24 protein-coding genes are annotated in these 23,466 nt (G+C 72.4%); 15 read left to right on the forward strand and 9 right to left on the reverse strand.

Translation table 11 applies throughout. The features are described from left to right. Position 1 precedes the first annotated feature (1 nt). Together AB0N63_RS12930 and ctaD are read right to left on the reverse strand one after the other, a co-directional pair. Positions 2–370, reverse strand: coding sequence for a cytochrome C oxidase subunit I (locus tag AB0N63_RS12930; protein WP_365527948.1), 369 nt, complete (start codon positions 368–370; stop codon positions 2–4). Beyond that, positions 367–2,052 carry a cytochrome c oxidase subunit I gene (gene ctaD, locus AB0N63_RS12935; RefSeq protein WP_365527950.1) on the reverse strand — a complete coding sequence of 562 codons (1,686 nt, stop codon included), beginning with the start codon at positions 2,050–2,052 and terminating at the stop codon, positions 367–369. Before ctaD ends, AB0N63_RS12930 begins: the two co-directional genes overlap by 4 nt. A gap of 225 nt (positions 2,053–2,277) precedes the next feature. On the opposite strand from ctaD, the gene AB0N63_RS12940 reads away from it, so the two are divergent. Both AB0N63_RS12940 and AB0N63_RS12945 read left to right on the forward strand, forming a co-directional pair. Next, complete coding sequence (locus tag AB0N63_RS12940; protein ID WP_365527952.1) at positions 2,278–2,412, forward strand: hypothetical protein; 135 nt, start codon at positions 2,278–2,280, stop codon at positions 2,410–2,412. Positions 2,413–2,683: 271 nt separating this feature from the next. Further along, positions 2,684–4,069: a condensation domain-containing protein gene (locus tag AB0N63_RS12945; protein WP_365527955.1), complete on the forward strand. Its 1,386-nt coding sequence runs from the start codon at positions 2,684–2,686 to the stop codon at positions 4,067–4,069. Here the strand turns inward: AB0N63_RS12945 and AB0N63_RS12950 are convergent. The 5 genes from AB0N63_RS12950 to AB0N63_RS12970 form a co-directional block, all read right to left on the reverse strand. Beyond that, complete coding sequence (locus tag AB0N63_RS12950) at positions 4,066–6,819, reverse strand: SpoIIE family protein phosphatase (protein WP_365527958.1); 2,754 nt, start codon at positions 6,817–6,819, stop codon at positions 4,066–4,068. The two genes, AB0N63_RS12945 and AB0N63_RS12950, sit on opposite strands and share 4 nt — an antisense overlap. A 168-nt stretch (positions 6,820–6,987) precedes the next feature. Beyond that, on the reverse strand, positions 6,988–8,223 hold the full coding sequence (locus AB0N63_RS12955) for a GDSL-type esterase/lipase family protein (RefSeq protein WP_365527960.1): 1,236 nt from the start codon (positions 8,221–8,223) through the stop codon (positions 6,988–6,990). A gap of 77 nt (positions 8,224–8,300) precedes the next feature. Then, positions 8,301–8,870, reverse strand: coding sequence for a TetR/AcrR family transcriptional regulator (locus AB0N63_RS12960; RefSeq protein ID WP_365527962.1), 570 nt, complete (start codon positions 8,868–8,870; stop codon positions 8,301–8,303). Between the two features lie 104 nt (positions 8,871–8,974). Continuing rightward, positions 8,975–10,303, reverse strand: a complete 1,329-nt coding sequence (locus tag AB0N63_RS12965) for an FAD-dependent oxidoreductase (RefSeq protein ID WP_365527965.1) — start codon at positions 10,301–10,303, stop codon at positions 8,975–8,977. Between the two features lie 406 nt (positions 10,304–10,709). After that, positions 10,710–10,931 carry a hypothetical protein gene (locus tag AB0N63_RS12970; RefSeq protein WP_078512231.1) on the reverse strand — a complete coding sequence of 74 codons (222 nt, stop codon included), beginning with the start codon at positions 10,929–10,931 and terminating at the stop codon, positions 10,710–10,712. A gap of 162 nt (positions 10,932–11,093) precedes the next feature. Between AB0N63_RS12970 and AB0N63_RS12975 the strand changes: the two genes are divergently transcribed. Continuing rightward, complete coding sequence (locus AB0N63_RS12975; RefSeq protein ID WP_365527969.1) at positions 11,094–11,813, forward strand: hypothetical protein; 720 nt, start codon at positions 11,094–11,096, stop codon at positions 11,811–11,813. A 162-nt stretch (positions 11,814–11,975) separates the two neighbouring features. Here AB0N63_RS12975 and AB0N63_RS12980 read toward each other — a convergent pair whose 3' ends face one another. After that, positions 11,976–12,455, reverse strand: a complete 480-nt coding sequence (locus AB0N63_RS12980; RefSeq protein ID WP_365528161.1) for an ATP-binding protein — start codon at positions 12,453–12,455, stop codon at positions 11,976–11,978. 195 nt (positions 12,456–12,650) lie between these two features. Between AB0N63_RS12980 and AB0N63_RS12985 the strand changes: the two genes are divergently transcribed. The 12 genes from AB0N63_RS12985 (at position 12,651) to AB0N63_RS13040 (ending at position 22,565) form a co-directional block, all read left to right on the forward strand. After that, positions 12,651–13,055, forward strand: a complete 405-nt coding sequence (locus tag AB0N63_RS12985; RefSeq protein ID WP_365527971.1) for an ATP-binding protein — start codon at positions 12,651–12,653, stop codon at positions 13,053–13,055. Positions 13,056–13,224: 169 nt separating this feature from the next. Further along, a complete protein-coding gene (locus tag AB0N63_RS12990) occupies positions 13,225–14,052 on the forward strand; it encodes an ATP-binding cassette domain-containing protein (RefSeq protein ID WP_365527974.1) in 828 nt (275 codons plus the stop codon). A 168-nt stretch (positions 14,053–14,220) separates the two neighbouring features. Then, positions 14,221–14,382, forward strand: a complete 162-nt coding sequence (locus AB0N63_RS12995) for a hypothetical protein (protein ID WP_365527975.1) — start codon at positions 14,221–14,223, stop codon at positions 14,380–14,382. Positions 14,383–14,648: 266 nt separating this feature from the next. Beyond that, the gene (locus AB0N63_RS13000) at positions 14,649–16,301 is read left to right on the forward strand and encodes a multicopper oxidase family protein (RefSeq protein WP_365527978.1); all 1,653 of its coding nucleotides are present in this window, start codon (positions 14,649–14,651) and stop codon (positions 16,299–16,301) included. 184 nt (positions 16,302–16,485) lie between these two features. Continuing rightward, positions 16,486–16,731 (forward strand): ferredoxin, encoded by a 246-nt coding sequence (locus tag AB0N63_RS13005; protein WP_365527981.1) that lies wholly within the window; start codon positions 16,486–16,488, stop codon positions 16,729–16,731. Next, positions 16,721–18,115 carry an FAD/NAD(P)-binding oxidoreductase gene (locus AB0N63_RS13010; protein ID WP_365527983.1) on the forward strand — a complete coding sequence of 465 codons (1,395 nt, stop codon included), beginning with the start codon at positions 16,721–16,723 and terminating at the stop codon, positions 18,113–18,115. Before AB0N63_RS13005 ends, AB0N63_RS13010 begins: the two co-directional genes overlap by 11 nt. A 126-nt stretch (positions 18,116–18,241) precedes the next feature. Further along, positions 18,242–19,474, forward strand: coding sequence for a cytochrome P450 (locus tag AB0N63_RS13015; protein ID WP_365527985.1), 1,233 nt, complete (start codon positions 18,242–18,244; stop codon positions 19,472–19,474). A gap of 177 nt (positions 19,475–19,651) precedes the next feature. After that, positions 19,652–19,852: a hypothetical protein gene (locus tag AB0N63_RS13020; RefSeq protein WP_365527988.1), complete on the forward strand. Its 201-nt coding sequence runs from the start codon at positions 19,652–19,654 to the stop codon at positions 19,850–19,852. A gap of 252 nt (positions 19,853–20,104) precedes the next feature. Beyond that, positions 20,105–20,446: a hypothetical protein gene (locus AB0N63_RS13025; RefSeq protein WP_365527990.1), complete on the forward strand. Its 342-nt coding sequence runs from the start codon at positions 20,105–20,107 to the stop codon at positions 20,444–20,446. 96 nt (positions 20,447–20,542) lie between these two features. Next, positions 20,543–20,995 carry a hypothetical protein gene (locus AB0N63_RS13030; RefSeq protein ID WP_365527992.1) on the forward strand — a complete coding sequence of 151 codons (453 nt, stop codon included), beginning with the start codon at positions 20,543–20,545 and terminating at the stop codon, positions 20,993–20,995. Between the two features lie 9 nt (positions 20,996–21,004). Continuing rightward, the gene (locus AB0N63_RS13035; protein WP_365527995.1) at positions 21,005–22,210 is read left to right on the forward strand and encodes a glutamate--cysteine ligase; all 1,206 of its coding nucleotides are present in this window, start codon (positions 21,005–21,007) and stop codon (positions 22,208–22,210) included. After that, positions 22,164–22,565 carry a hypothetical protein gene (locus AB0N63_RS13040; protein ID WP_365527998.1) on the forward strand — a complete coding sequence of 134 codons (402 nt, stop codon included), beginning with the start codon at positions 22,164–22,166 and terminating at the stop codon, positions 22,563–22,565. Before AB0N63_RS13035 ends, AB0N63_RS13040 begins: the two co-directional genes overlap by 47 nt. 62 nt (positions 22,566–22,627) lie before the next feature. Here AB0N63_RS13040 and AB0N63_RS13045 read toward each other — a convergent pair whose 3' ends face one another. Beyond that, a complete protein-coding gene (locus AB0N63_RS13045; RefSeq protein WP_365528000.1) occupies positions 22,628–23,035 on the reverse strand; it encodes a four-helix bundle copper-binding protein in 408 nt (135 codons plus the stop codon). Positions 23,036–23,466 lie beyond the last annotated feature (431 nt).

Consider the following 23,466-nt stretch of genomic DNA (forward strand, 5'->3'; position numbering starts at 1 on the left):
ATCAGGACTGGGTGACCGCCACGGCGAGGAGCGCGGCGGCCGCGACGACGGCCAGGGCGGCGACCAGGAGCGCCAGGCAGCGGGTGCGCAACTGTCGGTAGCGCTCCTCGTACTCGCCGCGCAGCGCCCGGCAGCGGTCCGCGACGCGCTGGAGGTCCGCCTTGGCCCGGTTCAGGCAGTCGCGGACGTAGTGCTCCTCGATCTGCTCGCGCTGCGCGGTGGTCAGCCACTCCAGGGGCTCGGTGAAGGCGCGGGCCCGTTCCTCGGCCTCGGCGATCCGGGTCTGCCACAGCAGATAGCCCTCCACCTGGTTGACCATGTCCCCGGTCGGCTCCGTGCCCTGGCCGGTGCGGCCCGCCGCGTCCGTCATGCCGGCAGGCCCAGGTTCTCCTGCTTGTCCGTGAGCGAGACCTCGGGATGGTTCAGGTCGAACGCCGGGGACTCGCTCCGGATCACGGGCAGGGTGACGAAGTTGTGCCGGGGCGGCGGGCAGGAGGTCGCCCACTCCAGCGAACGGCCGTAGCCCCACGGGTCGTCGACGTCGACCTTGAGGCCGTACTTGGCCGTCTTCCAGATGTTGTAGAAGAACGGCAGCAGGGACATGCCGAGCAGGAAGGAACCGATGGTGGAGACCATGTTCAGCGCGGTGAAGCCGTCGGCGGCCAGGTAGTCGGCGTAGCGGCGCGGCATGCCCTCGGCGCCCAGCCAGTGCTGGACCAGGAAGGTGGTGTGGAAGCCGACGAACAGCAGCCAGAAGGTCGTCTTGCCCAGCCGCTCGTCCAGCATCTTGCCGGTCCACTTGGGCCACCAGAAGTGGAAGCCTGCGAACATCGCGAAGACGACCGTGCCGAACACCACGTAGTGGAAGTGGGCGACCACGAAATAGCTGTCGGTGACGTGGAAGTCGAGCGGCGGCGAGGCGAGCAGGACGCCCGTGAGCCCGCCGAAGAGGAAGGTGACCAGGAACCCGGTGGCCCACAGCATCGGTGTCTCGAAGGACAGCGAGCCCTTCCACATGGTGCCGATCCAGTTGAAGAACTTCACGCCGGTCGGCACCGCGATCAGGAAGCTCATGAAGGAGAAGAACGGCAGCAGCACAGCTCCGGTGGGGAACATGTGGTGCGCCCACACGGTCACCGACAGGCCCGAGATGGCGATCGTGGCGCCGACCAGGCCCATGTAGCCGAAGATGGGCTTGCGGGCGAAGACCGGGATGATCTCGGTGACGATGCCGAAGAACGGCAGCGCGATGATGTACACCTCGGGGTGGCCGAAGAACCAGAACAGGTGCTGCCACAGGATCGCGCCTCCGTTGGCGGGGGCGAACACCTGGGCGCCGAACTTCCGGTCCGCCTCCAGCACCAGCAGGGCGGCCGCCAGCACGGGGAAGGCGAACAGGACCAGGACGCTGGTGAGCATCACGTTCCACACGAAGATCGGCATGCGGAACATCGTCATGCCGGGTGCGCGCATGCTGACGATGGTGGTGATGAAGTTGACGGCGCCGAGGATGGTGCCGAAGCCGGACAGGGCCAGACCCATGATCCACAGGTCGCCGCCGATGTTGGGCGAGTGGTGCGAGTCGTTCAGGGGTGAATACGCGAACCACCCGAAGTCGGCCGCCCCGTCCGGGGTGAGGAAACTGGACACCGCGATCAGCGAGCCGAACAGGTACAGCCAGTAGGCCAGCATGTTCAGCCGGGGGAAGGCGACGTCCGGCGCGCCGATCTGCAGCGGCATGATCCAGTTCGTGAAGCCGGCGAACAGCGGCGTCGCGAACATGAGCAGCATGACCGTGCCGTGCATGGTGAACAGCTGGTTGAACTGCTCGGTCGACATGATCTGCAGACCCGGGCGGGCCAGTTCCGCGCGCATCAGCAGCGCCATGATGCCGCCGATCACGAAGAACGTGAAGGAGGTGATCAGGTAGAGCGAGCCGATCGTCTTGTGATCGGTGGTCGTCACCCATTTCACCACCACGGCCCCGGCCCGCAGGCGGCGACGGGGAGGACCGGCGGTTTCCGGCGCGGAGTGCTGCTGAACGTCTGTCATGCGGCCCGTGACACGCTTTCTCTGAAGTCATGGATGCGTGAGTTCCGCGGGGCTGCCCGCAGGGCTCCGCACCATCCTTGCGCTCCGTGACCTCGAAACAGCGCCGCGCTGTCGCCGAGATGGCCCAACGGCCGGGCGGAATGCACCCGGACGGCCTACTCCCGACGTGCCTTCGCCCGTGCCGCGGGACGTGCCGCATGCTCGGGCCGGACCGAGCAGGACGGGGTGATCCGCGCCCCCGGCACGGGGTTCCACTTCTTCGCCGCGGTCGCGGTGTTCGTCTTCGCCGCCGTGCTGACGCTCCCGCCAGGGGCGCCGCAGCCGGAGGGCTGGCGCTCCCGGCTCCCCGCTCCCGGATGAGGGACCGGACCCTGACGCCGCGTCAGGGTCCGGCCCCGACGTGTTTCGGGGTACACACAGGGATGTCACGGATAGTGACGGACTGATGACACGCGGCACGCTGGAGCCATGTTCGGCACCCACCCCGGCCGACGAGCCGGAACACCACGTCCTGAGATCCCGTCCGCAGCGCGCGAACTTATGATCAGCCGCCTGCGCGGCGCTCCGACCGCAACCACTTGCGCCTTTACGCAGTTGCTTCCCTGTACCCCCTCTGCGACGGAGGCATCCCTTGCGTATCACCGACATCCAGCGCTGCGAGGTCCGGCCCGGACGGCTCGTCGAGTGGACTCTCGATCCGGCGGCCGTCGAGGCCGCCACCGGCCTGCCCGACGACTCCCGGCCTCCCGCCTACATCCAGGAGTCGCACATCCGTACGGCCAGGACCGTGCGGGAGGACGGTCTGTTCGTGCCGACCTGGCTGGGCGCGGCGTTCGACCTTCCGGGCAGAGTCGATCTCGATGTGCTCGGCGAGGCCCTGCGCGGCTGGATGCTCCGCCATGAGACGCTGCGCAGCGGCTTCCGCTGGGCCGGCGACGACATGCGCCGCTTCACGCTGGACGCGCGGGACGTGGCACTGCACCGCGAGTCGGTCGGGGACTTCACCGACGCGGAGGCGCTGGTGCGCCACCTCGAGGACCGCTTCGACGTGACGGCGGACGCGCTGCGCTGGCCGAACTTCCTCTTCGCCGCGGTCGTCAGGGACGACGGCGCGAGCGTGTACATGGCGTTCGACCACAGCAACGTGGACGCGTACTCCGTGTACCGCATCCCGGCCGAGATCCACGAGCTGTACACCGCGGGCCTGGCGGGCGCGAGCGCCGAGCGCGGGCCGGTCGGCAGTTACGTCGACTTCTGCCGGACCGAGCGGGCCAGCGCGGACGAGATGGACGCCACCGACGAGATCGTCGGGCGCTGGCGGGAGTTCATCGGCCGCTGCGACGGCCGGCTGCCGAACTTCCCCCTCGACCTCGGGCTGGACCCGGAGGGGGAGCTGCCCCGGCAGAAGCTGATGCACGAGATGCTCGTGGACGCCGACGACGCGGCTGGCTTCGAGGCATACTGCCGGCCCTTCGGCGGGAGCCTGGTCGGGATCCTGGCGGCCACCAGCATGATCGTCCACGAGATCGGCGGCCAGCCGGTCTACCGGACGGTCGTCCCGTTCCACACCAGGAGGAAATCCCAGTGGATGGATTCCGTCGGCTGGTACGTCGGCGGCGCCCCCGTGGAGATCGAAACGGCCCGGGCGTCCGACTTCCAGTGCCTGCTGCGGGTGGTGAGCGATCAGCTGCGCGCCAACCGGCCCCTGTCCCGGATGCCGCTGGCCCGGGTGCTGCGCCTGCTCGGCGCGGACTTCCGCCCCACCTCGCCCGATCTGTACTCGATCGTCTCCTACGTCGACGCGCGGGCGGTCCCCGGCTCCGAGCGCTGGACCGAGCTGAAGGCGTACGGCCTGATCAGGGTGTCCTACGGCGACCAGGTGTGCGCGTGGGTCAACCGGCTGCACGAGGGACTGCAGTTCGCCAGCCGGTACCCGGACACCGACATCGCGTACAAGAACATGCAGCTGTACGTCGAGCAGCTGCGGGAGGTGATCGTGTCGGTGGCCCGCTCCTAGACCCCGTCGTCCATGGTTTCGTCGAGTGCCAGCAGGGCGTCGAGTCCGGGGAAGGCCCGGTCCGCCGCTCCGCTGGTCCCGGGCAGCGCCAGCTCGGCCCAGATCACCTTGCCCTCGGGGGTGTAGCGGGTGCCCCAGCGTTCGGTCATCCGCGCGACCAGGAACAGACCGCGGCCGCCTTCCTCGGTGGTGGCCGCGTAGCGCAGGTGCGGGGCGGTGCTGCTGCCGTCGGAGACCTCGCAGATGAGGGTGCGGTCGTGGATCAGGCGGACATGGATCGGCTCGGAGCCGTAGCGGATGGCGTTGGTGACGAGTTCGCTCAGGACGAGTTCGATGCTGAAGGCCAGTTCCGACAGGCCCCACTCGTCGAGCTTCGCGCAGGCGGCGGCGCGGGTTCCCGCGACGGCGGCGGGGTCGGGCGACACGTCCCAGTCGGCGATCCGGTCGGCCGGCAGCGCCCGGGTGCGGGCGACGAGGAGGGCGACGTCGTCCTTGGGCCGGGCGGGCAGCAGCGCTTCCAGGACGGCCTGGCAGCTCTGCTCCGGGGGCCGGCCGGGGTGCCCGGCGAGGGCCTGGCGCAGCAGTTCCATGCCTTCGTCCAGGTCGCGGTTGCGGTCCTCGATGAGGCCGTCGGTGTACAGCACGAGCTGGGTGCCCTCCGCCAGCTCCAGTTCGGCGGTGCGGAACGGCATGCCGCCCAGGCCCAGCGGCGGCCCGAAGGGAAGGTCGGGGAAGGTGACCTCGCCGTCGGGGGCGACCAGGGCGGGCGCCAGGTGTCCGGCGCGGGCCATGGCGCAGCGGCGGGTGACCGGGTCGTAGACCGCGTAGAGACAGGTGGCGCCGACGACGGCCGCGGCGGCCTCGGTGCTGGCCTCGTCCTGGTCGATGCGGCCGGCGAGGTCGTCGAGGTGGCTGAGGAGTTCATCGGGGGGCAGGTCGAGGGTCGAGAAGTTGTGCACGGCGGTGCGCAGCCGGCCCATCGTGGCGGCCGCGTGCAGACCGTGGCCGACCACGTCTCCGACGACCAGCGCGACCCGGCCGCCGGGCAGCGGGATCACGTCGAACCAGTCGCCGCTGACGCCGGACTGGGCGGGCAGATAGCGGTAGCCGGCCTCGATGGCGCTCTGCTCGGGCAGGGCGCGGGGCAGCAGGCTGCGCTGGAGGGTGACGGCGAGGGTGTGCTCGCGGGTGTAGCGGCGGGCGTTGTCGATGCTGACCGCGGCGCGGGCCACCAGTTCCTCGGCGAGCGAGAGCTCCTCCTCGTCGAAGGGGCCGTGTTCCTTGGAGCGCCAGAAGTTGGCCATGCCGAGGACGACGCCGCGGGCCTTGATCGGGGCGCAGATGAGGGAGTGGACGCCGTAGTCGATGATCTGCTGGGAGCGTTCGGGGTCCTGGACCTGCCAGCCGGGGGCGGAGGAGAGGTCGGGGACGAGTTCCAGGCGGCCGCTGCCGTAGCCGCGGGCCTGGGGGGTGGAGGGCAGGAAGTCGATGAGCCGGCCCCGCTCGTAGAGCGGGTGGTCCTCGCGGATGCCGTGCACGGCGATGCGGCGCATACCGGTGGCCGTTCCGGCCGGTTCCTCGCCGTGCAGCACGCCGTCGGCGAGGTCCACGGTGACGAAGTCGGCGAAGCGCGGGACGGCGACCTGCGCGAGTTCGTCGGCGGTGCGGACCACGTCGAGGGTGGTGCCGATGCCGAGCCCTGCGTCGTAGAGGAGCTTGAGGCGCTCCCGGGCGACCTCGGCGCGGCCGGAGACGGCCTGCAGCTCGGTGGAGTCGCGCAGGGTGACGACAGTGCCCTCGGGGCCGCCGTCGCGGTCGGTGGGCCGCTGGTTGACGGCGAGCAGCAGACCGCCCGCGAGGTGCACCTCGTCGGTGGCCTCGCGGCCCGAGGTGAGCAGTGCGGCCATCTCGGGTTCGAGGTCCGGCAGCTGGGCCACATGGCCGCCCTCGGCGCCGGCGGGCAGGTCGAGGAGTCGTTTGGCCTCGTCGTTCGCGAGCAGCAGCCGTCCGTCGCCGCCGACGATGAGCACTCCTTCGCGCACGGAGTGCAGCACGGCGTCGTGGTGGTCGTACATGCGGGTCATCTCGTCCGGGGCGAGGCTGTGGGTCTGGCGGCGCAGCCGCCTGCTCACCAGCGCCGTCACGGCGGTGGCCACGCCGAGGGCGCAGGCCCCGGCGGTCAGGATGATCGGTATCTGCCGGTCCACCTGGCTGGTCACGTTCCTGACCTTGAGACCGGCGGAGACCAGGGCGACCACACGGCCCCCGGAGTCCTCGACGGGGACGACGGCCTGCACTTCCTGGCCGAGCGGTCCGTGGACGCTCTCGGTGTAGACCTTCCCGGCGAGGGACGGCCCGATGGTGCCGACGAAGCGCTTTCCGATGCGGTCGGGCAGGGGGTGGGTGTACCGGATGCCGTGGGTGTCCATGACCACGATGAAGTCGACGCCCGCGGACTTGCGGCCCGCCTCGGTCAGCGGCTGGAGCACGCTCGTCGGAGTGGGGGTTCGCAGCGCGCCGAGGATGCCCGGGGAGTGCGCGAAGGTCTCGGCGACGGCTATGGAGCGGCGCTTGGCCTCGTCACTGGTGTCCCGCTCGGACTGCAGAAGGAGGGCGAAAACGGCGCAGGCCACCAGCAGGACCACGAGGGCCACCTGGAGGATGAACACCTGTCCGGCGACACTTCGCGGACTCTTTCCCACCAGCGACCGCCCCGATATCCGTCGAAGACGGTCAAAACGGTCTGCCATCCGGCCTTTCTAGCATCCATATGCCCCCGTCGTCACGGCCTCGGTGAATCCTCGCTGGTAGGAGCGCTTCCGCCGAGAGGTCGACCGGTACGCCTCGGCCCGTCACAGGAAGCACCGGCCGGACGGAGAAGGCATCGCAGACGTCATCGCCGTCGGGCCCTGGCGAGATCAGCGAGAGGCATGCGCCGCAGTGTCGCACGCGGGTCGGACAGGGCCGTCCAGTGCGAAGGGGCCGCCCGCCGCGAAGGCCAGTGCCGCGAAGCGCTCCCCCATGCGGCGGTGGGTGGCGGCGTCCGGGTGGAGTCCGTCGGGCAGCGGCAGTTCGGCGGCGTCGGGTTCGCCGTACAGCTCGCGGCCATCGAGGTGGTGCAGATACGGGTCGTCGACCGCGCGCTGCCGCACGATGCGGGCCAGTTCGTCGCGGATGACGGCGAGGGTGAGTTTGCCCGCCGCGCGCTCGGCCGGATCGCCCGCGGCCCGGAACCGCAGCCGGCCGGCGGCCAGGGCGGTGAGGTCGGGCACGCTGGGGCCGGGGGTGTCCTCGTGCAGGGGGCACAGGATCGGCGAGACGACGAGCAACGGCGTCGTGGGGTGGCCTTCGCGGACGGTGTCGAGGAAGCCGTGGACGGCGGGGCCGAAGGCGCGCAGCCGCATCAGGTCGGTGTTGACCAGATTGATGCCGATCTTGAGGCTGATGAGATCGGCGGGAGTGTCGCGCAGGGCGCGTGCGGTGAACGGGTCGAGCAGGGCGCTGCCGCCCAGGCCGAGGTTGACCAGGTCGACACCGGCGCGGGCGGCGGCGAGCGCGGGCCAGGTGGTGGTCGGGCTCGCCGCGTCGGAGCCGTGGCTGATCGAGCTGCCGTGGTGCAGCCACACCCTGCGACCCCGGTCCGGCACGGGTTCGACGGGGGCGTCGGTGCGCAGGGCGACGAGTTCGGTGGTCTCGTTGTGCGGCAGCCAGATCTCGACGTCCTTCTCCCGCTCGGGCAGGCCGGTGAAGCGGAGGGTGCCCACGGGGCCGGGCCGGTGTTCGGCGCTGCCCGTGGCCATGTCGAGGAGGAGGGTGTTGCCGCCGGTCACGCTGCCCTGGCCGGCCAGGCGGCCGTCGACGAGCAGGTCGTAGATCCCGTCAGGGCGGGGCGGGGCGCCGGTGTAGAGGCGCTTGGTGGGGAGGGTGTCCAGTTCGACGGCGGTGGCGCGGGTGCGCAGGACCAGTCGTACGCCGGAGGGCTGGCTCTCGGCCAGGGCCAGTTGGCCGTCGGCGCACTGGGCGCGGGCCCGGGCGGGCAGCCGGTGCGGCAGGAGGCCGTGCGCGGTGCGTTCCAGGTCGAGGGCGCCGCGCAGCAGGTCGGCGGTGAGGGGGGTGGTGACCCAGTCGGGTCCGGGTCGCGGTGCGCTGGTCATGGTCTTCCTGTTGCGGGTCGGGCGGGTGGGGGCGCGGTCGCACGGGTGGGGCGTGGTCCGTGCGCCGCCGCGGTGGTTCAGGAGGCGGGCGCGCCGCGCAGCAGGGCGTCGAGGCGGTCCAGTATCCAGGTCCAGGTCTCCCCGGGGTCAGGGGCGCTGTGACTGAAGCCGCCTGCCAGTTCCAGGCTGATGTAGCCGTGGAAGACGCTGCCCAGCAGGCGGACGGCGTGGGTCTGGTCGGGTTCTGCCAGGTCGTAGCCGCGCAGGAGCGCCCGGGTCATCTGCGCGTGGCGCACTCCGGCGCTCGCGGCGGCGGTCTCGTGGTCGAGCGGAAGCCGGGCGGCGGCGTAGCGGCCGGGGTGATGCCGGGCGTAGTCGCGCAGGACGTCCGCGTAGGCGCCCAGGGCGTCCTTCCCGGCCCGGCCGGCCAGGGCGTCGGCGGCGCGGTCGGCCAGTTCCTCCAGGGCGAGCAGGGCGATCCTGGTGCGCAGGTCCTGGGAGTTCTTCACGTGGGAGTACAGGCTCGCCACCTTCACGTCGAAACGCCGGGCGAGGGCCGAGACGGTCACCTGGTCGAAGCCGACCTCGTCGGCCAGTTCGGCACCGGCCCGGACCAGACGGTCGGTGGTGAGTCCAGCACGTGGCACGGCGCATCGATCCCTTCTGACTTTCCTGAAGGGATTATGCGCTTTCCTAAAGGTATTAGGCAAGTCGGCCGGTGCGTGCGCGGTCGCGGCCCGCCTCCCGCTCCTCAACGGGCCGTCTCTCGGCGGCCCGCTCCCTCAGCGGGCCGCCTCCCGACGGCCGTCGTCCGGCCGGTCAGGCCGCGGGCGATGCGGGTGGCGGCGAACTCGGCGCCCGCCACGAAGCGCATCATGGGGCCGAACATCGGGGCGGAGAGGGACCCGGCGAAGTACAGGCCGGACACGGACGACTCGAACGAGCCGGACAGGTGCGGCGCTTTCGAGCCCCGTACGAGCCGCAGCGCGCCGCGTACACCCGGCGTAAGGAACGGGACGGCGTCGAGGTCGAGCCGGTAGCCGGTGGCGGCCAGCACATGGTCGGCGGTGACGCTCTCCCGCGCGCCGCCCGGTCCGGCCAGCTCCAGCCGGACGGCGGAGCCGGCCGCCTCGGCCCGGACGACCCGGCACGACGTGCGCACCGCCACGACCCCCTCGACCCGGTCGCGCAGCCACCACCCGCCCGAGGGCCGGAGCGCCCGCCGGAACAGCAGCAGCCGGGCGGCCGCGGGCAGGCGACGTACGCCGCCCGGCGCCCCGCAGACCCCGGCGAGGATCCAGCCCGCGCCCAGCGGCGAGGCGGGCCGTACGACGCGGTAGGGCCAGGGGCGGGCCGGTCCCGGAGTCGTCCCCCACCGCAGGTCGCGTTCCCGCACCAGCACCTGGGTCTCGGCGCCGGCCTCGTGGAGCAGGGCCGCGCTCTCCAGGGCGGACTGGCCACCGCCGACGACGGCGACCCGCCGGCCCGCGTACCGGGACAGGTCGATGTGCTGGCTGGTGTGCGACACCAGGGCGTCGACGCCGGGCCCGTCGGGCGCGAGCCGCCGCAGGCGCCCGGGGATGTGGGCCAGGCCGTTCAGCCCGGTGGCCACGACGACGTCCCGGGCGGCGAACTCCTGCCCGTCGTCCAGCCGTACGGTGAACGCGCGCCCGGCCGCCGCCCGGTCCACGGCCGTCACCCGGGCCGGCTCCACCTCACCGACGTACCGCTTCTGGAACCACTGGCCGTAGCGGACGAACACGTCGCACGGGATCGGAGTCAGCTCGGTCAGCTGCGGTTCGCCGTGCACGCGCAGGAAGTCCGCCAGGCGTCCGCCGGGCTCCGGGACGGACAGGTCGACGGCGTTCGGGGTCGACTTCAGGAACATGCCGGTGGCCATGGCGTGCCGCCAGCTGCCCATGACCTCGCCGAACACCCGGACGTCGAGGCCCGCGGCCCTGAGGTGCGCGGCGATCGACAGTCCGTACGGCCCCGCGCCGACCACCACGACCGGGAGCCGCGACGGCCCGGTGGACGTCTGCTCGCGGGACGTGCGGCGTCCCGGAAGCGGCTGCGTCATGCATCCCCCCGACTGCTCCCCCCACCGCCTTCCCCAAGGCGGCGCGGCACTTCGGGACGGGCACGGCGGAACAGCGCCGCCGCGCGCCTCCCCCCTCCGCCGCTCAGTGTTACCCATCGGGCCCCGCGGGGATGCGATATCGGGCGACGTTGCCAAAAGATGGTCGAAACGTGGAGCGGCGCACGCCTCGGGGCGCTCCCGCGTCACCGCCGGCACGCCCGCCACTCCCCCGCCCGGCGCGATCCGCCGTCAAGGGCAGCACGCACGGGGGGACTTCGGGAGGCGTGCTCGGCTCGATCGCTGTACCGGGCCCGCGCGGGCGCCGGGCGCCGGCCCGGCGGACAGTGGAGAAGGCCTGTCCGTCGCGGACATCGCCCGGACGGACAGGCCTTCACGCCATGGACGGCTAGCGATCCGTGGCGGCGGGAGAACTGACGGCGGGTGGTGCGGTCATCAGCTTCCCGAACTGGGCCATGCAGGTGGAACAATGGCCGGCCCGCTGTGCGCTCGCCCCGTCGACGCGTTGGCCGAGCCGCTGGCCGCACAGCGTCCTGGCCGTGTTCTTGGCCATGACGTGCCACACCAGCGCGCCGCCGGGCTTTTCGACACCAGCACACATTTCATACATGATCGGCTCCCTTGATGGACGCCTCTCTGACTCCAGGAGACACCCGGTCAGCCGCATCCACGCTGCCACGGACAGCCATTCGGGTGACGGCCGTCGGCCCGGCCGACGGCCGAACGGCCCTGGAGCGGTGGAATCATGGGGCCCATGCGAAATAGGGGTGCGATGCGGACAGCGGCTCTGGTGGCCGTGTGCGGTGCGGTCACGATGTCCCTGGCGGGCTGCGGCGGCTCCGGACACAAGGACGTGCGCGGGGCGGGCGACGGCGGGAGCACCGACGACGCGGCGCCGCGCAGCACCGCCCGGAAGCAGGTGCCCGGGATCGGCGGCCGGCTGTGGCGACGCGTCCCGGCCGGCACCCGCCAGATCGTCGCCGTCTACGGCACCGGCCCGGACTCCCCCGTCTCCACCGTCGAACTCTTCGTCAAGCAGGGCTCCACCTGGAAGCGCACCCAGTCCTGGCCGGCGCACAACGGGCGCAAGGGCTGGACGACGAACCACCACGAGGACGACCAGCGCAGCCCGGTGGGGGTGTTCACGCTGAGCGACGCGGGCGGTGTGCTGGCCGATCCGGGCGCCAAGCTGCCGTACACCCATTCCGAGGCGTTCCAGGCGCCGCACTACTGGAACAAGGCCTACTGGCACGACTTCGACTACGTCATCGCCATCGACTACAACCGGGTCAAGGGGACTTCGCCCTATGACCCGACGCGGCCGCAGGGGCAGACCAAGGGCGGGAACATCTGGCTGCACATGGACCACGGCAGCGGCACCTCGGCGTGCGTGTCCGTGTCCAAGTCGGCGATGCGGACCCTGCTGCGCACGCTCGATCCGCGGCAGCACCCGGTCGTGGTCATGGGCGACCGGCGCGACCTCGCGGCCTGACGCCCCGTCCGCGCCCGGGAAGGCCCCTTCCCCTCCTCAGCGGCGGTTCCACCCGGGCGTCCGCGGCGGTCCGCCCCGTGCTCCTCGCCGGACCACGGGGCCAAATCGTTCGCCGGATCACCGGTGCGCCCAGGCCGGACCACCTGTTCGTCCTCGCCGTAACTAGCGGGAAGCGCCTCCCGCAGGGCCGCCGTCCGGGTCTCCCAGGAGGGCGACGCGGGCGATGACGCGCTTGCCCACCGGCTCGCGCCGTACCTCGAACGCCTGGACGACGGCCATCACGATCTCCAGACCGTGCTGGCCGACCCGGCCCGGGTCGGCGGCCCGGGCCACGGGCAGCACCGGGTCGCTGTCCCAGACCGCGATCTCCACCGCGTCACCGTCGACCGCCAGGTCCAGCAGGATGGGCCCGGAAGCGTATTTGCGTGCATTGGTGACCAGTTCGCTGACCACCAGCTGGGTCAGGTCCATGGCCCGGTCCGGGACCGGCAGCCCGTGCTCGGACCGCACCCGGGTCAGAAATTGGGCCGCGAGACGACGGGCTTCGGCGATGCACGTGCCGTCCCCGTCGAGGGCCGCCGCTGTCCGTATCACGTCAGCATCCGAAGCCCTTCTCCCACCGCCGAGGAGGACGGATCGCATGTCCACCGCATTCACCACCCTGTTCACGGGGCTGCATATACCCCTGTTCCGCAAACCCACGCCCCCTCTTTTCCTGTCAGCTGCGTCACACCCGTCCCGGCGCCGTCCGGCCGCGCACCAGACCGGTTCACACCGCGTCGAAGGCGGGTCCGGGGGTAGACGCGGTCCAGTCGCAGACGACAGGAAGGGCACACAGTGGACGAGACGTCGCTCCGGGCGGTGGGCTGGGCACGCTCACTGCCGTTGGACAGCGAGGTGAAGGCGGCCCGGGACTGGGCGCGCGGCCACCTGGAGGCCCTGGGCTGGACCCGCACCGCGCCGGAGACGGTGGACGCGGTGCTCCTGACCGTCTCCGAGCTGGTCACCAACGCGCACCGGCACGCCCACAGCAGCGCGCAGCTGATCCTCACCTGGGACAACCGCTGTCTGCACATCGCCGTCCACGACGCCTCCAGCGAGGTGCCGGCGCCGCGCGCGCCGGACACCGAGCGGCTGGGCGGCCGGGGCATGTTCCTCGTCGACGCCCTCGCCGACTCGTGGGAGACTCGCCACTGTCCGCACGGCAAGACCGTCGTGGCCTGCTTCCGCCCTACGGCGTGAACCCCCGGCGGCCCCGGGGCCCCCTCCCGCGCGTCCCGGAGCCCGTCCCGCGCGGATCCGGTCCTCCCGTCCACCAACCGGACACTCCGACGACAAGGTGCCGGATGCATCTAACGTCTGAGGCGCCGGCCGGACGAGGGTCCGGTGCGCGTCGAAGGGAGTCCGGGACATGGCCGAGGGGACGACGGAGAGGGAGCCGGTGCAGCTCGGGACCGTCGTGTCCCTCCAGGACGTGAGCGTGCGGCGGTTCACCAGCGACCAGGTGATACTGGACGGCGTCGACTGGACGGTCCGGCCCGGCGAGCACTGGGCCCTCCTCGGCGCCAACGGCGCGGGCAAGACGACGCTGCTCAGGCTGCTCGGCGCGCTGATGCACCCCACGACCGGCGCCGTGGAGGTGCTGGGCGGCCGGCTCGGCCGGATCGACGTGCGCGAGCTGCGCGCCCGGATCGGGCACGTCACGTCGGCTCAGCGGGTGCCGCAGGACCTGGCCGCGCACACGGTGGTGCTGACCGGCCACACCGGCACGGTGCAGCCGCTGTGGAAGACGTACGACGACGAGGTGCGGCAGCGGGCCCACGAACTCCTGGCCGAACTGGGGATCAAGGAGCTGGCGGACCGGCCCTACGGCGTCTGCTCCGGCGGGCAGCGGGCCCGCATCCTGATCGCCCGGGCGCTGATGGCCGAACCGGCCCTGCTGCTGCTCGACGAGCCGTTCAACGCCCTGGACCTGCCCTCCCGCGAGGATCTCGTCGAGGCGATGCACCGGCTGGCCGGGGGGCGGCCGCACCTGGCGACCGTCACGGTCACCCACCACCTGGAGGAGCTGTTCCCCGCCGTCAGCCATGCCCTGCTGCTGCGCGAGGGGCGGATCCTGGCCCGGGGGCCGGTGGCGGAGGTGCTGACCGGGTCCTGGCTGACCGCATGCTTCGGGCGGCCCATCGCGGTGAACCGGCACGAGGGCCGCTGGTGGGCGTACTCCGCGCCGCAGGCCTGACGGCGGACGGGCCGGCGCAGGACGGCGGGTAGGCCCGTACGTGGCGCAGCGTGGCCGAAAGCGGTTATCCACTACCGGCAGTAACGTGATCAACTGCGGTACCAGGCGCTCCCTGCAACGGATTTGAGCGCCTCGTGTGCCGTTCGATCACCCCGTGCGAGGAATTCCATGCCGTCCCAGAGCGACGCTCTGCAGCAAGCGCATTCCGACTACCAGCACCACATGCGGACCTGCCGCCAGTGTCACGCCGACGGCGTGCCGTGCGCCGTGGCCAAGCACTTGATGCGGGTGTTCAACAACGCCCGCAGGAGCGCCGCCCGCACCGACTGAGAACGGTCTCCGGCCGGTCGCCACGGCCGCCCTCGGCGACCGGCCCTCGCTGCCGGGCCCCGGCGAGCAGGCGCCCCCGTCCCCCGACGGAGCCCCGCCGGTGGACGGCGGCCATCCCGGACATCCCCGTCGGCGGCGGGACTGCCGCCCGACCGGGTGAGTGTGCCCGGCGACGGAGGGGTGTCGCGGGAAATCGGGCGTCGTGAACATCGGACGCGCCGCCCCGGTTCTCCCACATATCGTCACAAAACGTGTGTTATTCAGTCATGCACACACATACGCGGCGCACCTTGCTCAGTGCCTCGATCTTGGCTGCCGGTTCGGGACTCCTGGGCGCCTGCTCCGGGTCCGGCTCCTCCTCGGAACCGGGTCCGCGTTCGGGCACCACGGACGGTCCGGGGGCCACCGGCCGCCGCTTCGTGCCGAAGGGACCCAAGGGGTATGTGAACCCTTCCGACCCGGAGGTCCTGGCCGCCGAGAGGCAGCGCGGCGCCGGAGCGGTGCGCAAGTACCGGTTCACCGCCGCTGAGACCTCGCTGGACCTCGGTGGACGCACGATCAGGACCTGGGCGTACGACGACGTCGCGCCGGGCCGGGTGGTCCGGGTCACCAAGGGGGACGTGCTCGACCTCACGCTCGCCAACCACCTGCCCGTGCCGACGACTCTGCACTCGCACGGGGTGCGGCTGCGCTGCGACATGGACGGCGTGCCGGGTCTCACCCAGGAGGGGATCAAGCCGGGGACCGAGTTCACCTACCGTTTCGCCGTCTCCCACCCGGGCACGTATCTGCTCCACTCGCACGAGGGCATGCAGCTGGACCGCGGCCTGTACGCCCCGCTGGTCGTGGACGATCCCCGGGAGCCGCTGAAGTACGAGAAGGAGTGGATCGTCGTCCTGGACGACTGGGTGGACGGGGTGGACGGCTCCGACCCGGACGCGGTGCTGGCCCAGTTGCACGGCGGCAAGCGTCCGCCGATGAGCATGGAGATGAGCGGCGGCGGCGAGCACCCCTCCATGGACGTCCACGCCTCCGGCGGGAGGGCCGCTCCGGTGCGGGCCGCGTCCGGTGGTCCCTCGCGCGTCCTGCACACGTCCTCCAGCGAACTGCTGCACGGCATGGGCGGCAATGTCGACCACCCCTACCACCTGATCAACGGCCGTCTGCCGAGCGCCCCTTCGGTGTTCAGGGCCAAGCCCGGCGACCGCGTGCGGCTGCGGTTCGTCAACGCCGGCGCGGACACCGCCTACCGGGTGTCTCTCGGCGGCCACCGGATGACGGTGACCCACACCGACGGCTACCCGGTGGAACACCACGAGACGGACGCCCTGCTGATCGCCATGGCCGAGCGTTACGACGTGATCGTCACCGTCAAGGACGGAACGTTCCCTCTGGTGGCGCTGGGCGAGGGCAAGGGGACCAAGGCGAGGGCGCTGGCCGTGCTGCGCACCGACAACGGCAGGAGCCTGCCCTCACCCTCGGTCCACCCCGCCGAGCTGGACGGGCTGCTCGTACCGGCCAGGAAGCTCGCGCCGGCCGAGTCGGTGGCCTTCTCCGACCGCCACCCCGACCGGGAGATCCGGATCAGGGCGACCGGCAACATGAAGCGGTACAACTGGCAGTTCGACCACCAGTCGTACTCCACCGAGCACCGCCACCCCGTCCGGCAGGGCGAGCGGGTGCGGGTCACGCTCATCAACGGCACCGACATGTGGCACCCCATCCACCTGCACGGCCACACCTTCGCGCTGACCGGCATCGACGACGTGGGCACCCGCAAGGACACGGCGATCGTGCTGCCGCACCGCAAGCTGGTGTTCGACTTCGACGCCGACAACCCGGGCCTGTGGATGCTGCACTGCCACAACCAGTACCACTCCGAGTCCGGGATGATGACCATCCTCGGCTACCGCAAGTGACCGGCGCACGACCATGCGGCGGCCCCCGCCCGGAAGGCGCGCCCCGTCACCCCTTCGGCGGGCTCCGGCGCGCGGTCGGCCCGCCACCCCTTCGATGCTGGCGTGGGGGAGCTGACCGCCGTCCCCGGACGGCCGCCGCGCCGGCGGCCGCCGGGACCTGGCCGCTGAAGGGCGGGTCGCGCCGATGAGGCTTGTCGTCGATCTCAACAGGTGTCAGGGGTACGCGCAGTGCGCCTTCCTCGCGCCGGAGGTGTTCACCATGCACGGCGAGGAGTCCCTCGTCTACAGCCCCTGGGCCGGCGACGAGCACCGGGAGAAGGTGGCGCGCGCCGTCGCCGCCTGCCCCGTGCAGGCGATCACCGCGGACGGGCTCGACGGTGCGGCCGGGGCGCCCGCCGGGGCGGGGCGGGCGGCGTTCGATGCCCGCTGAACAGTTCCACGAGTGGCTGCGCCGTGAGGGCCGCATCGTCGTCGTGGGCGCCTCGCTGGCCGGTCTGCGGGCCGCCGAGACGCTGCGCGCCGAGGGCTTCACCGGCTCGCTGACCATGATCGGCGACGAGCCGTACGAGCCCTACGACCGGCCGCCGCTGTCCAAGGCGGTGCTGCTCGGCATGTCCGCGCCGGACCGCACCGATCTGCCCCGCCGCCGTGACATCGACGCGATCTGGCGGCTCGGGGTCGCCGCGACCGGCCTCGACCTGGCGAACCACCGGGTGCGCCTCGCCGACGGTGACGAGGTGCCCTACGACCGGCTCCTGATCGCGACCGGGGTGCGCGCCCGGCCCTGGCCGAAGGAGGAGGAGGCCCAGCTCGACGGCGTCTTCACGCTGCGCACCCGGGACGACGCGGTCCGGCTGCACCGGCGGCTGAAGGCCGGGCCGCGCCGGGTGTTCGTCATCGGCGCCGGGTTCACCGGCTCGGAGATCGCCTCCGCCTGCCGGGACCAGGGCGTCGCGGTCACCGTGGCCGAACGCGCGGACGCCCCGCTGGTGGGCGCGCTCGGCGGGGTGATCGGCTCGGTGGCGGCGGAGCTCCACCGCGACAACGGGGTGGATCTGCGCACCGGTGTCATGGTCACGGGGCTGGAGGGCGACTCGGTCGGCCGGGTGCGGGCGGCGCATCTGTCCGACGGCTCCGTGGTGGACACGGACGTCGTCGTGGTGTCGCTCGGCGCGACCCGCAACACCGAGTGGCTGGCCGGTTCGGGGCTCGGGGCGGGGCCGCGCGGCATCGCCTGCGACGCGGGCTGCCGGGCCTTCGACTTCCGCGGCATCGTCACCGACGACGTGTACGTGGCCGGCGACGTGGCCCGCTCGCCGCATCCGCTGTTCGGCTACCAGTTCCTGTCGCTGGAGCACTGGGGCAACGCCGTCGCGCAGGCCGAGGTGGCCGCGCACAACATGATCAGCGCCAGCGCCGACCGGCGCCCGCACATCTGGGTGCCCGCCTTCTGGTCCGCGCAGTTCGGCGTCAACATCAAGTCGGTGGGCGTGCCGTCCATGGGCGAGGAGATCATGATCACGCAGGGCTCCCTCGCCGAGCGACGGTTCGTCGGGGTGTACGGCTACCGGGGCCGGGTGATCGCCGCGGTGAGCTTCGACAACACGCGGTGGCTGGAGTTCTACGAGGGACAGATCGAACGGGGTGCGCCCTTCCCGGTGGAGTACCCGACGATGGACCGCCGGCCCGAGGGCCGCCGTCCGGTGTCGGCCGACTTCCCCGACCCGTCCCTGCCGACCCACGGCCCGACCGTGACCCTGAGCGGCTACTCCCCCACCGACCGCCGCCTCGTCTTCACCCCGGCCCGCCACTGACCGGTTCTCCGGCTCCGGGCCAGGGCCCGGAGCCGGAGAACCGGTCCCTCATCGGCCGGCCGCCGTGCCGCACGGCTCCCACCGCTTCCCCTCCGGCCCGACTCCCCCCACGTCCAAGGACCCGTCATGACGCACGCCTCGCTCCTGCGCCGGATCACCGACTACGCCAGCCGCGCCGACCCGTACCCGCTGTACGAGGAGCTACGGAAGACCCCGGTGCTGCACGAGGAGGAGGGCGGCCCGTACGTCATCAGTTCGTACTACGACATCAAGGGGCTGCTCCACGACCCGCGGATCAGCTCCGACGCGGCCAACGCCACCGCCGCCGACGACGAGTTCTCGGCGCCGGAGGCAACGGGGCTGCCGCCGAGCTTCCTCAGGCTCGACCCTCCCGAGCACGACCGGCTGCGCAGGATCGCCAACAGCTCCTTCGGGCCGCCGCACTGCCCCGGCCGGCTCGACGGCATGCGCGGCGAGCTGCAGGCGATCGTCTCCGAACTGCTCGACGGTCTCGTCGGCGCGGAACGGATCGACGTCGTGGACCAGTTCGCGTATCCCTTCCCGGTCACCGTCATCTGCCGGCTGCTGGGGGTGCCGCGCGAGGACGAGCCGCGGTTCCGCGCCTGGGTCGATCCGATCGTGGCCGGTCTGGACCCCGGCAACCGCGCCGACCCGGACACGGGGCCCAAGGCCGCGCAGGAAGCCCGGGTCCAGCTGGGCATGTACCTGGCCGAGCTGGTGGAGGAGCGCACCCGTGATCCGCGCGACGACATGCTGTCCGACCTGGTGTCCGGGCACGGGCCGGACGGCGCGATGTCGATGATGGAGGTGCTGAGCACGTCGGTGCTGCTGCTGATCGCCGGGCACGAGACGACCGTCAATCTGATCACCAACGGCATGCTCACCCTGTTGCGCCACCCGGACTACCTGGAGCGGCTGCGCGCCGATCCCGGACTGTCCGTCAGGATCGTCGAGGAGCTGCTGCGCTACGAGCCGCCGGTGCAGTTCGTGCCGCAGCGCACCTGCATCACGGACATCGAGCTGCGCGGGGTGACCATCCCCAAGGGCTCGCGGATCTGGCTCGTCCTGGCCGCGGGCAACCGGGACCCGGAGCGGTTCGCGGACCCGGACCGGTTCGACCCGTACCGCGAGGACATCGAGCACCTGGGCTTCGGCAGCGGCATCCACAGCTGCTTCGGCGCGCCGCTGGCCCGGCTGGAGGCGCAGATCGCGCTCGCCGAGCTGGCCCGCCGGCTGGTCGCTCCGCGCCTGGTCGAGGATCCGCCGCCGTACCGCACCAACGCGGTGCTGCGCGGGCCGCGCCATCTGAACGTCGAGGTGGACGGCGTGCTCCCTTGAGACCGTGTGCGGTCTTGGAGGGCGTGCTTCCCCGGACCGGCGGCCGGTCCTGCTCGGGAGCGGTGACCGGTCGCGCAGCGTGAGGATGCGACTACCTCGCAGAAATTCCTAGACATCTTAGAAAAATCGGACAAAATGGTGTGCATCCCCTTCGCGACTTCAAGGAGCCGCCCCCGTATGGCGTACGGAGCCCACCACAGCCCCACCCCGCCTCCCCACCCCGATCTGGGCCTGGCCCGTGACTGCGAGCACTGCCTGGGCTGGGGCACCGTCATCACCCGTGACGGCGTTCATGAGCTGTGCGACACCTGCCAGTCGACCACGGACGGTGACGAATTCCCCCCGTCCCCTCCTCCCCACCGGCGTCTCCCCGGCTGAGCCGGGCACTGCTCCGGTCGAGTGGTGCGTCGCCCTGCTCGGTCGTAGCGTCGTTACAGAGTCAGACGTCGTCGGCCGGGAGTGAACATGGGCAGACACACAGTGAGCGCAGCGGTCACACTCGGTGCCACCGTCCTGCTCGGCGCGGGCGGCCTGGGAACGGCATCCGCCGCACCCGGGGCACCGGCTTCACCGGCGGTAACGAACCCCGCGCATCGGCAACCCGGACAGTCCGTCCTCGTGGACTGCTCCATGAAGTCGCAGGTGCGCCCCGACACGTTCATCCTCGCCTGCGGTGACGGCAACAGCCGGCTGGTCTCGCTGCACTGGACCAAGTGGACCGGCCGGACCGCGGTGGCCAGAGGCGTCAACGCCGTCAACGACTGCAAGCCGTACTGCGCGGCCGGCACGTTCCGCTCGTATCCGGTCGTCGTACGGCTGGAGAGTCCGCAGCCCTGGGAGAAGGACCCCCAGGTACGGCAGTTCACCCGCCTCAGCCTCGTCTTCACCGGCACCAGGCCCGAGGGCTACCAGCGGGTGGTGACCTACCAGTTGGGCGACTCGGCGAGCGCGCCGCAGCGCACGGGCAACTGAGCCGGAACACGGGTGCCCGCGCGGTGTGCGGGCGCCCGTCGGCGTGAAGCGCCCCACCACCACCGCCGCCCCACCTCGACCAAGGGAGCGTCCGGTATGCACTCGATCACCAAGGGCCTGCTGGCAGGCGCCGTGGGCACCCTCGCCCTCGACGTGGTCACCTACGGCGACATGCTGCTGCGCGGCCGGCCGTCCAGCGGCATCCCGGCACAGGTCGCCGACCGTCTCGCGCGACGCGCCGCGGTGCCGCTCGGCGAGGGCGGGGAACGGGACGCGCGCACCCAGGCGGCCGGCGCGCTCATGGGGTACGGCACCGGGGTCGCGGCCGGAGCGGCGTACGGACTGCTGCGCCACGGGCGGCCGCCGCTGCGCGGTGCGCTGGCCGGACCGCTGCTCGGCGCGGCCGTCATGGCGGGCGCCAACGTCCCCGCCGCCTCGCTCGGACTGACCGACCCCGCCTCGTGGGACACCGCGTCGTGGCTGTCCGACATCGTCCCGCACCTGGTGTACGGCCTGACGACGGCCGCCGTGTACCGGGCGCTCGGCTGAGGACGCGCCATGCAGCGCATCGGAGCCGAGGAGGAGTTCCATCTGCTGGACGCGGACAGCGGACTGCTGGTGCCGCGCGCCCGGGCCGTGCTCGCCCTGCTGCCCGGCGGCTCCTTCACCTCCGAGCTCCAGCAGACGGTGGTGGAGAGCAACAGCGGGGTGCACGAGAGCCTGGAGGCGCTGCACTCCGACCTCGTCGCGTCCCGCCGCCGGCTGGACGCGGCGGTCCGCGCCCTCGGACTCGCGGCGGCGGCCGCGGGCACCGTGCCGCTGGCCGCCGTGGGCAGCGCGCACGTCACCCCCGATCCCCGCTACCGGCACATGACCGACGAGTACCGCAGGGTCGCCGACGAGCAGCTCATCTGCAGCGCCCAGGTGCACGTCGACGTGCCCGACCGGGACACGGCCGTACGCGCCATGTGCCTGGTCTCGCCGTGGCTGCCGCCGTTGCTGGCGCTGTCGGCCAGCTCACCGTTCTGGCTCGGCACGGACACCGGTTACGCCAGCTGGCGCACGATGCTGTGGCAGCGCTGGCCCACCGCAGGACCGGCCGGCTGCCACCGTGACGCCGCCGACTACGACGCGACGGTCGGCGAACTGGTCCGTTCGGGTGTCATCAGCGACGCCGGAATGGTCTACTACGACGTCCGGCCCTCCGCGCACCAGCGCACGCTCGAGCTGCGGATCTGCGACGCCTGCCCGCGCGCGGAGACGGTCGTGCTGGTCGCCGGTCTCTTCCGGGCCCTCGTGCACGACGCCTGCGTCCGGCTGGCCCGGCGCGAGGTCCCCGCCTGCGACGGCCACCACGAGTGGCTGCGCGCCGCCGCCTGGCGGGCCGCCCGCTCCGGCCTCGAAGGGCCCCTGGTCGATCCGCTCACCCGGCGCGCCGTCCCCGCCCGCGCGGCCCTGCTCGGCATGCTGGCGAGGCTGCGCCCGGCGCTGGAAGCGTCCGGCGACTGGGAGACCGTGCACGGGCTCCTGGAGCGGGCACTGGCCGAGGGCAGCGCGGCGCACCGGCTGCGCCGGACCGCCGGGCACGGGGGCCTGGCCGCCGCGGTGCACCTGCTGGTCGCCGAGACCCGCGGCGCCGCGCCCGGCGGGCGCGGCGCCGGGCCACCGGACCGGGCGATGCCCGGGTCCTCGTCACAGGTACGTCCGGGGAGCGGTCATGTGGAAGCGCGGAAAGCGGGGCCGGAGGCACGGAGGACCGGCTGAACCGGTGGGGCTGGAGCTGTGCGACCTGTGCGGCATCACGTTCCCGGCCGACCGGGCGGTGCGCGGCTGGGTGCCCGACTCCTCGGCCGCCCACCCCACCGACGACTGGTTCGACGGGCTGCGCCGGGTCACCGCCTGCACCGAGGCGCACTTCGCGGCGGTGCGGGAGGCCTACCGGCTGCGCCCCTTCGTGCGGGAGGAACTGTGGGCCGCGAAGATCGAGCGGGAACTGACCGTCGGCACACCCGTGCTGACCATGGGCCAGCTCGGCTGCCGCACGGGGCTGCACGAGCCGGAGATCCGGCGCGCCATCGCCTGGCACAACGCGCACCTGCACCACGGCGACCGGGAGTGATGTCGCCGGGGGTGCGGCGCCAGGGCGCGGGCGGCCACGGCGCCGCACGATTGCAGACGGTCTCAGCGCAGGGAGTCCAGCAGCGTCCGGCAGGCTTCGGCGCAGCGGCGGCATGCCTCGGCGCACACCGCGCAGTGCTCATGGTGCCCCGCATGCCGGGCGCACTGGCCGGCGCACGCCTCTCCGGCCGCCGCGCAGGCGGCCAGGACGTCGAGGGCGACGTCGGCGCCGTAACCCGTGTGGCGGGACAGGATGCGGGCGGTGGCGTCGCAGATGTCCGCGCAGTCCAGACAGGCGCGGATGCAGGCGCGCAGATCGCCGACCGTGTCCTCGGCCAGGCAGGCGTCGGCGCACGCCGTGCAGGCCTGGACGCAGTCCAGACAGCGGTCGATGCAGTCGGCGAGCGCCGCCCGGTCGGCGGCGCCGAGATCGGCGGGACAGGCCTGGAGCATGTCCGAGGTGACGGTCATCCACCACTCCTCGTTCGGTTCTCGCGCCTCCGGCGGAGGCGCGCGGGCGTCCCGGGGGGTTTCCGTCCGCACCACCGCGAAACCGCGCCGGGCGGCGTTCACCCGCATGGGGCAGTCGTGGCGCGGTTTCGGGCGCGCGCGCACCGGGCACCCGTGCCAGGCTCGTCGACGAGGAGGCGGCACGGGGTCCGCGCTCGGGGTGCCCGCCACCTGGTCCCCGCCGGGCGGGACCGCCCCGTAAGGACCGCCGGCTCCGGTCGCCCGTCTGTTCCTCGGCCGGTTCGGAGCGCGGCGGGGCACAACCGGGCCGTGGCGGCAGCTGAGCTGGGAGGTCGGAACATGGCCGAGGGCAACACGACGGCGGCACGGGCGGGCGGCGGCGATCCGCCGCCCCCGTCGCGGAACCTGCTGTACGGGCCGCAGCCGAACGT

Source organism: Streptomyces sp. NPDC093260, from assembly GCF_040683715.1.
GTDB classification, from domain to species: Bacteria; Actinomycetota; Actinomycetes; order Streptomycetales; family Streptomycetaceae; genus Streptomyces; species Streptomyces sennicomposti.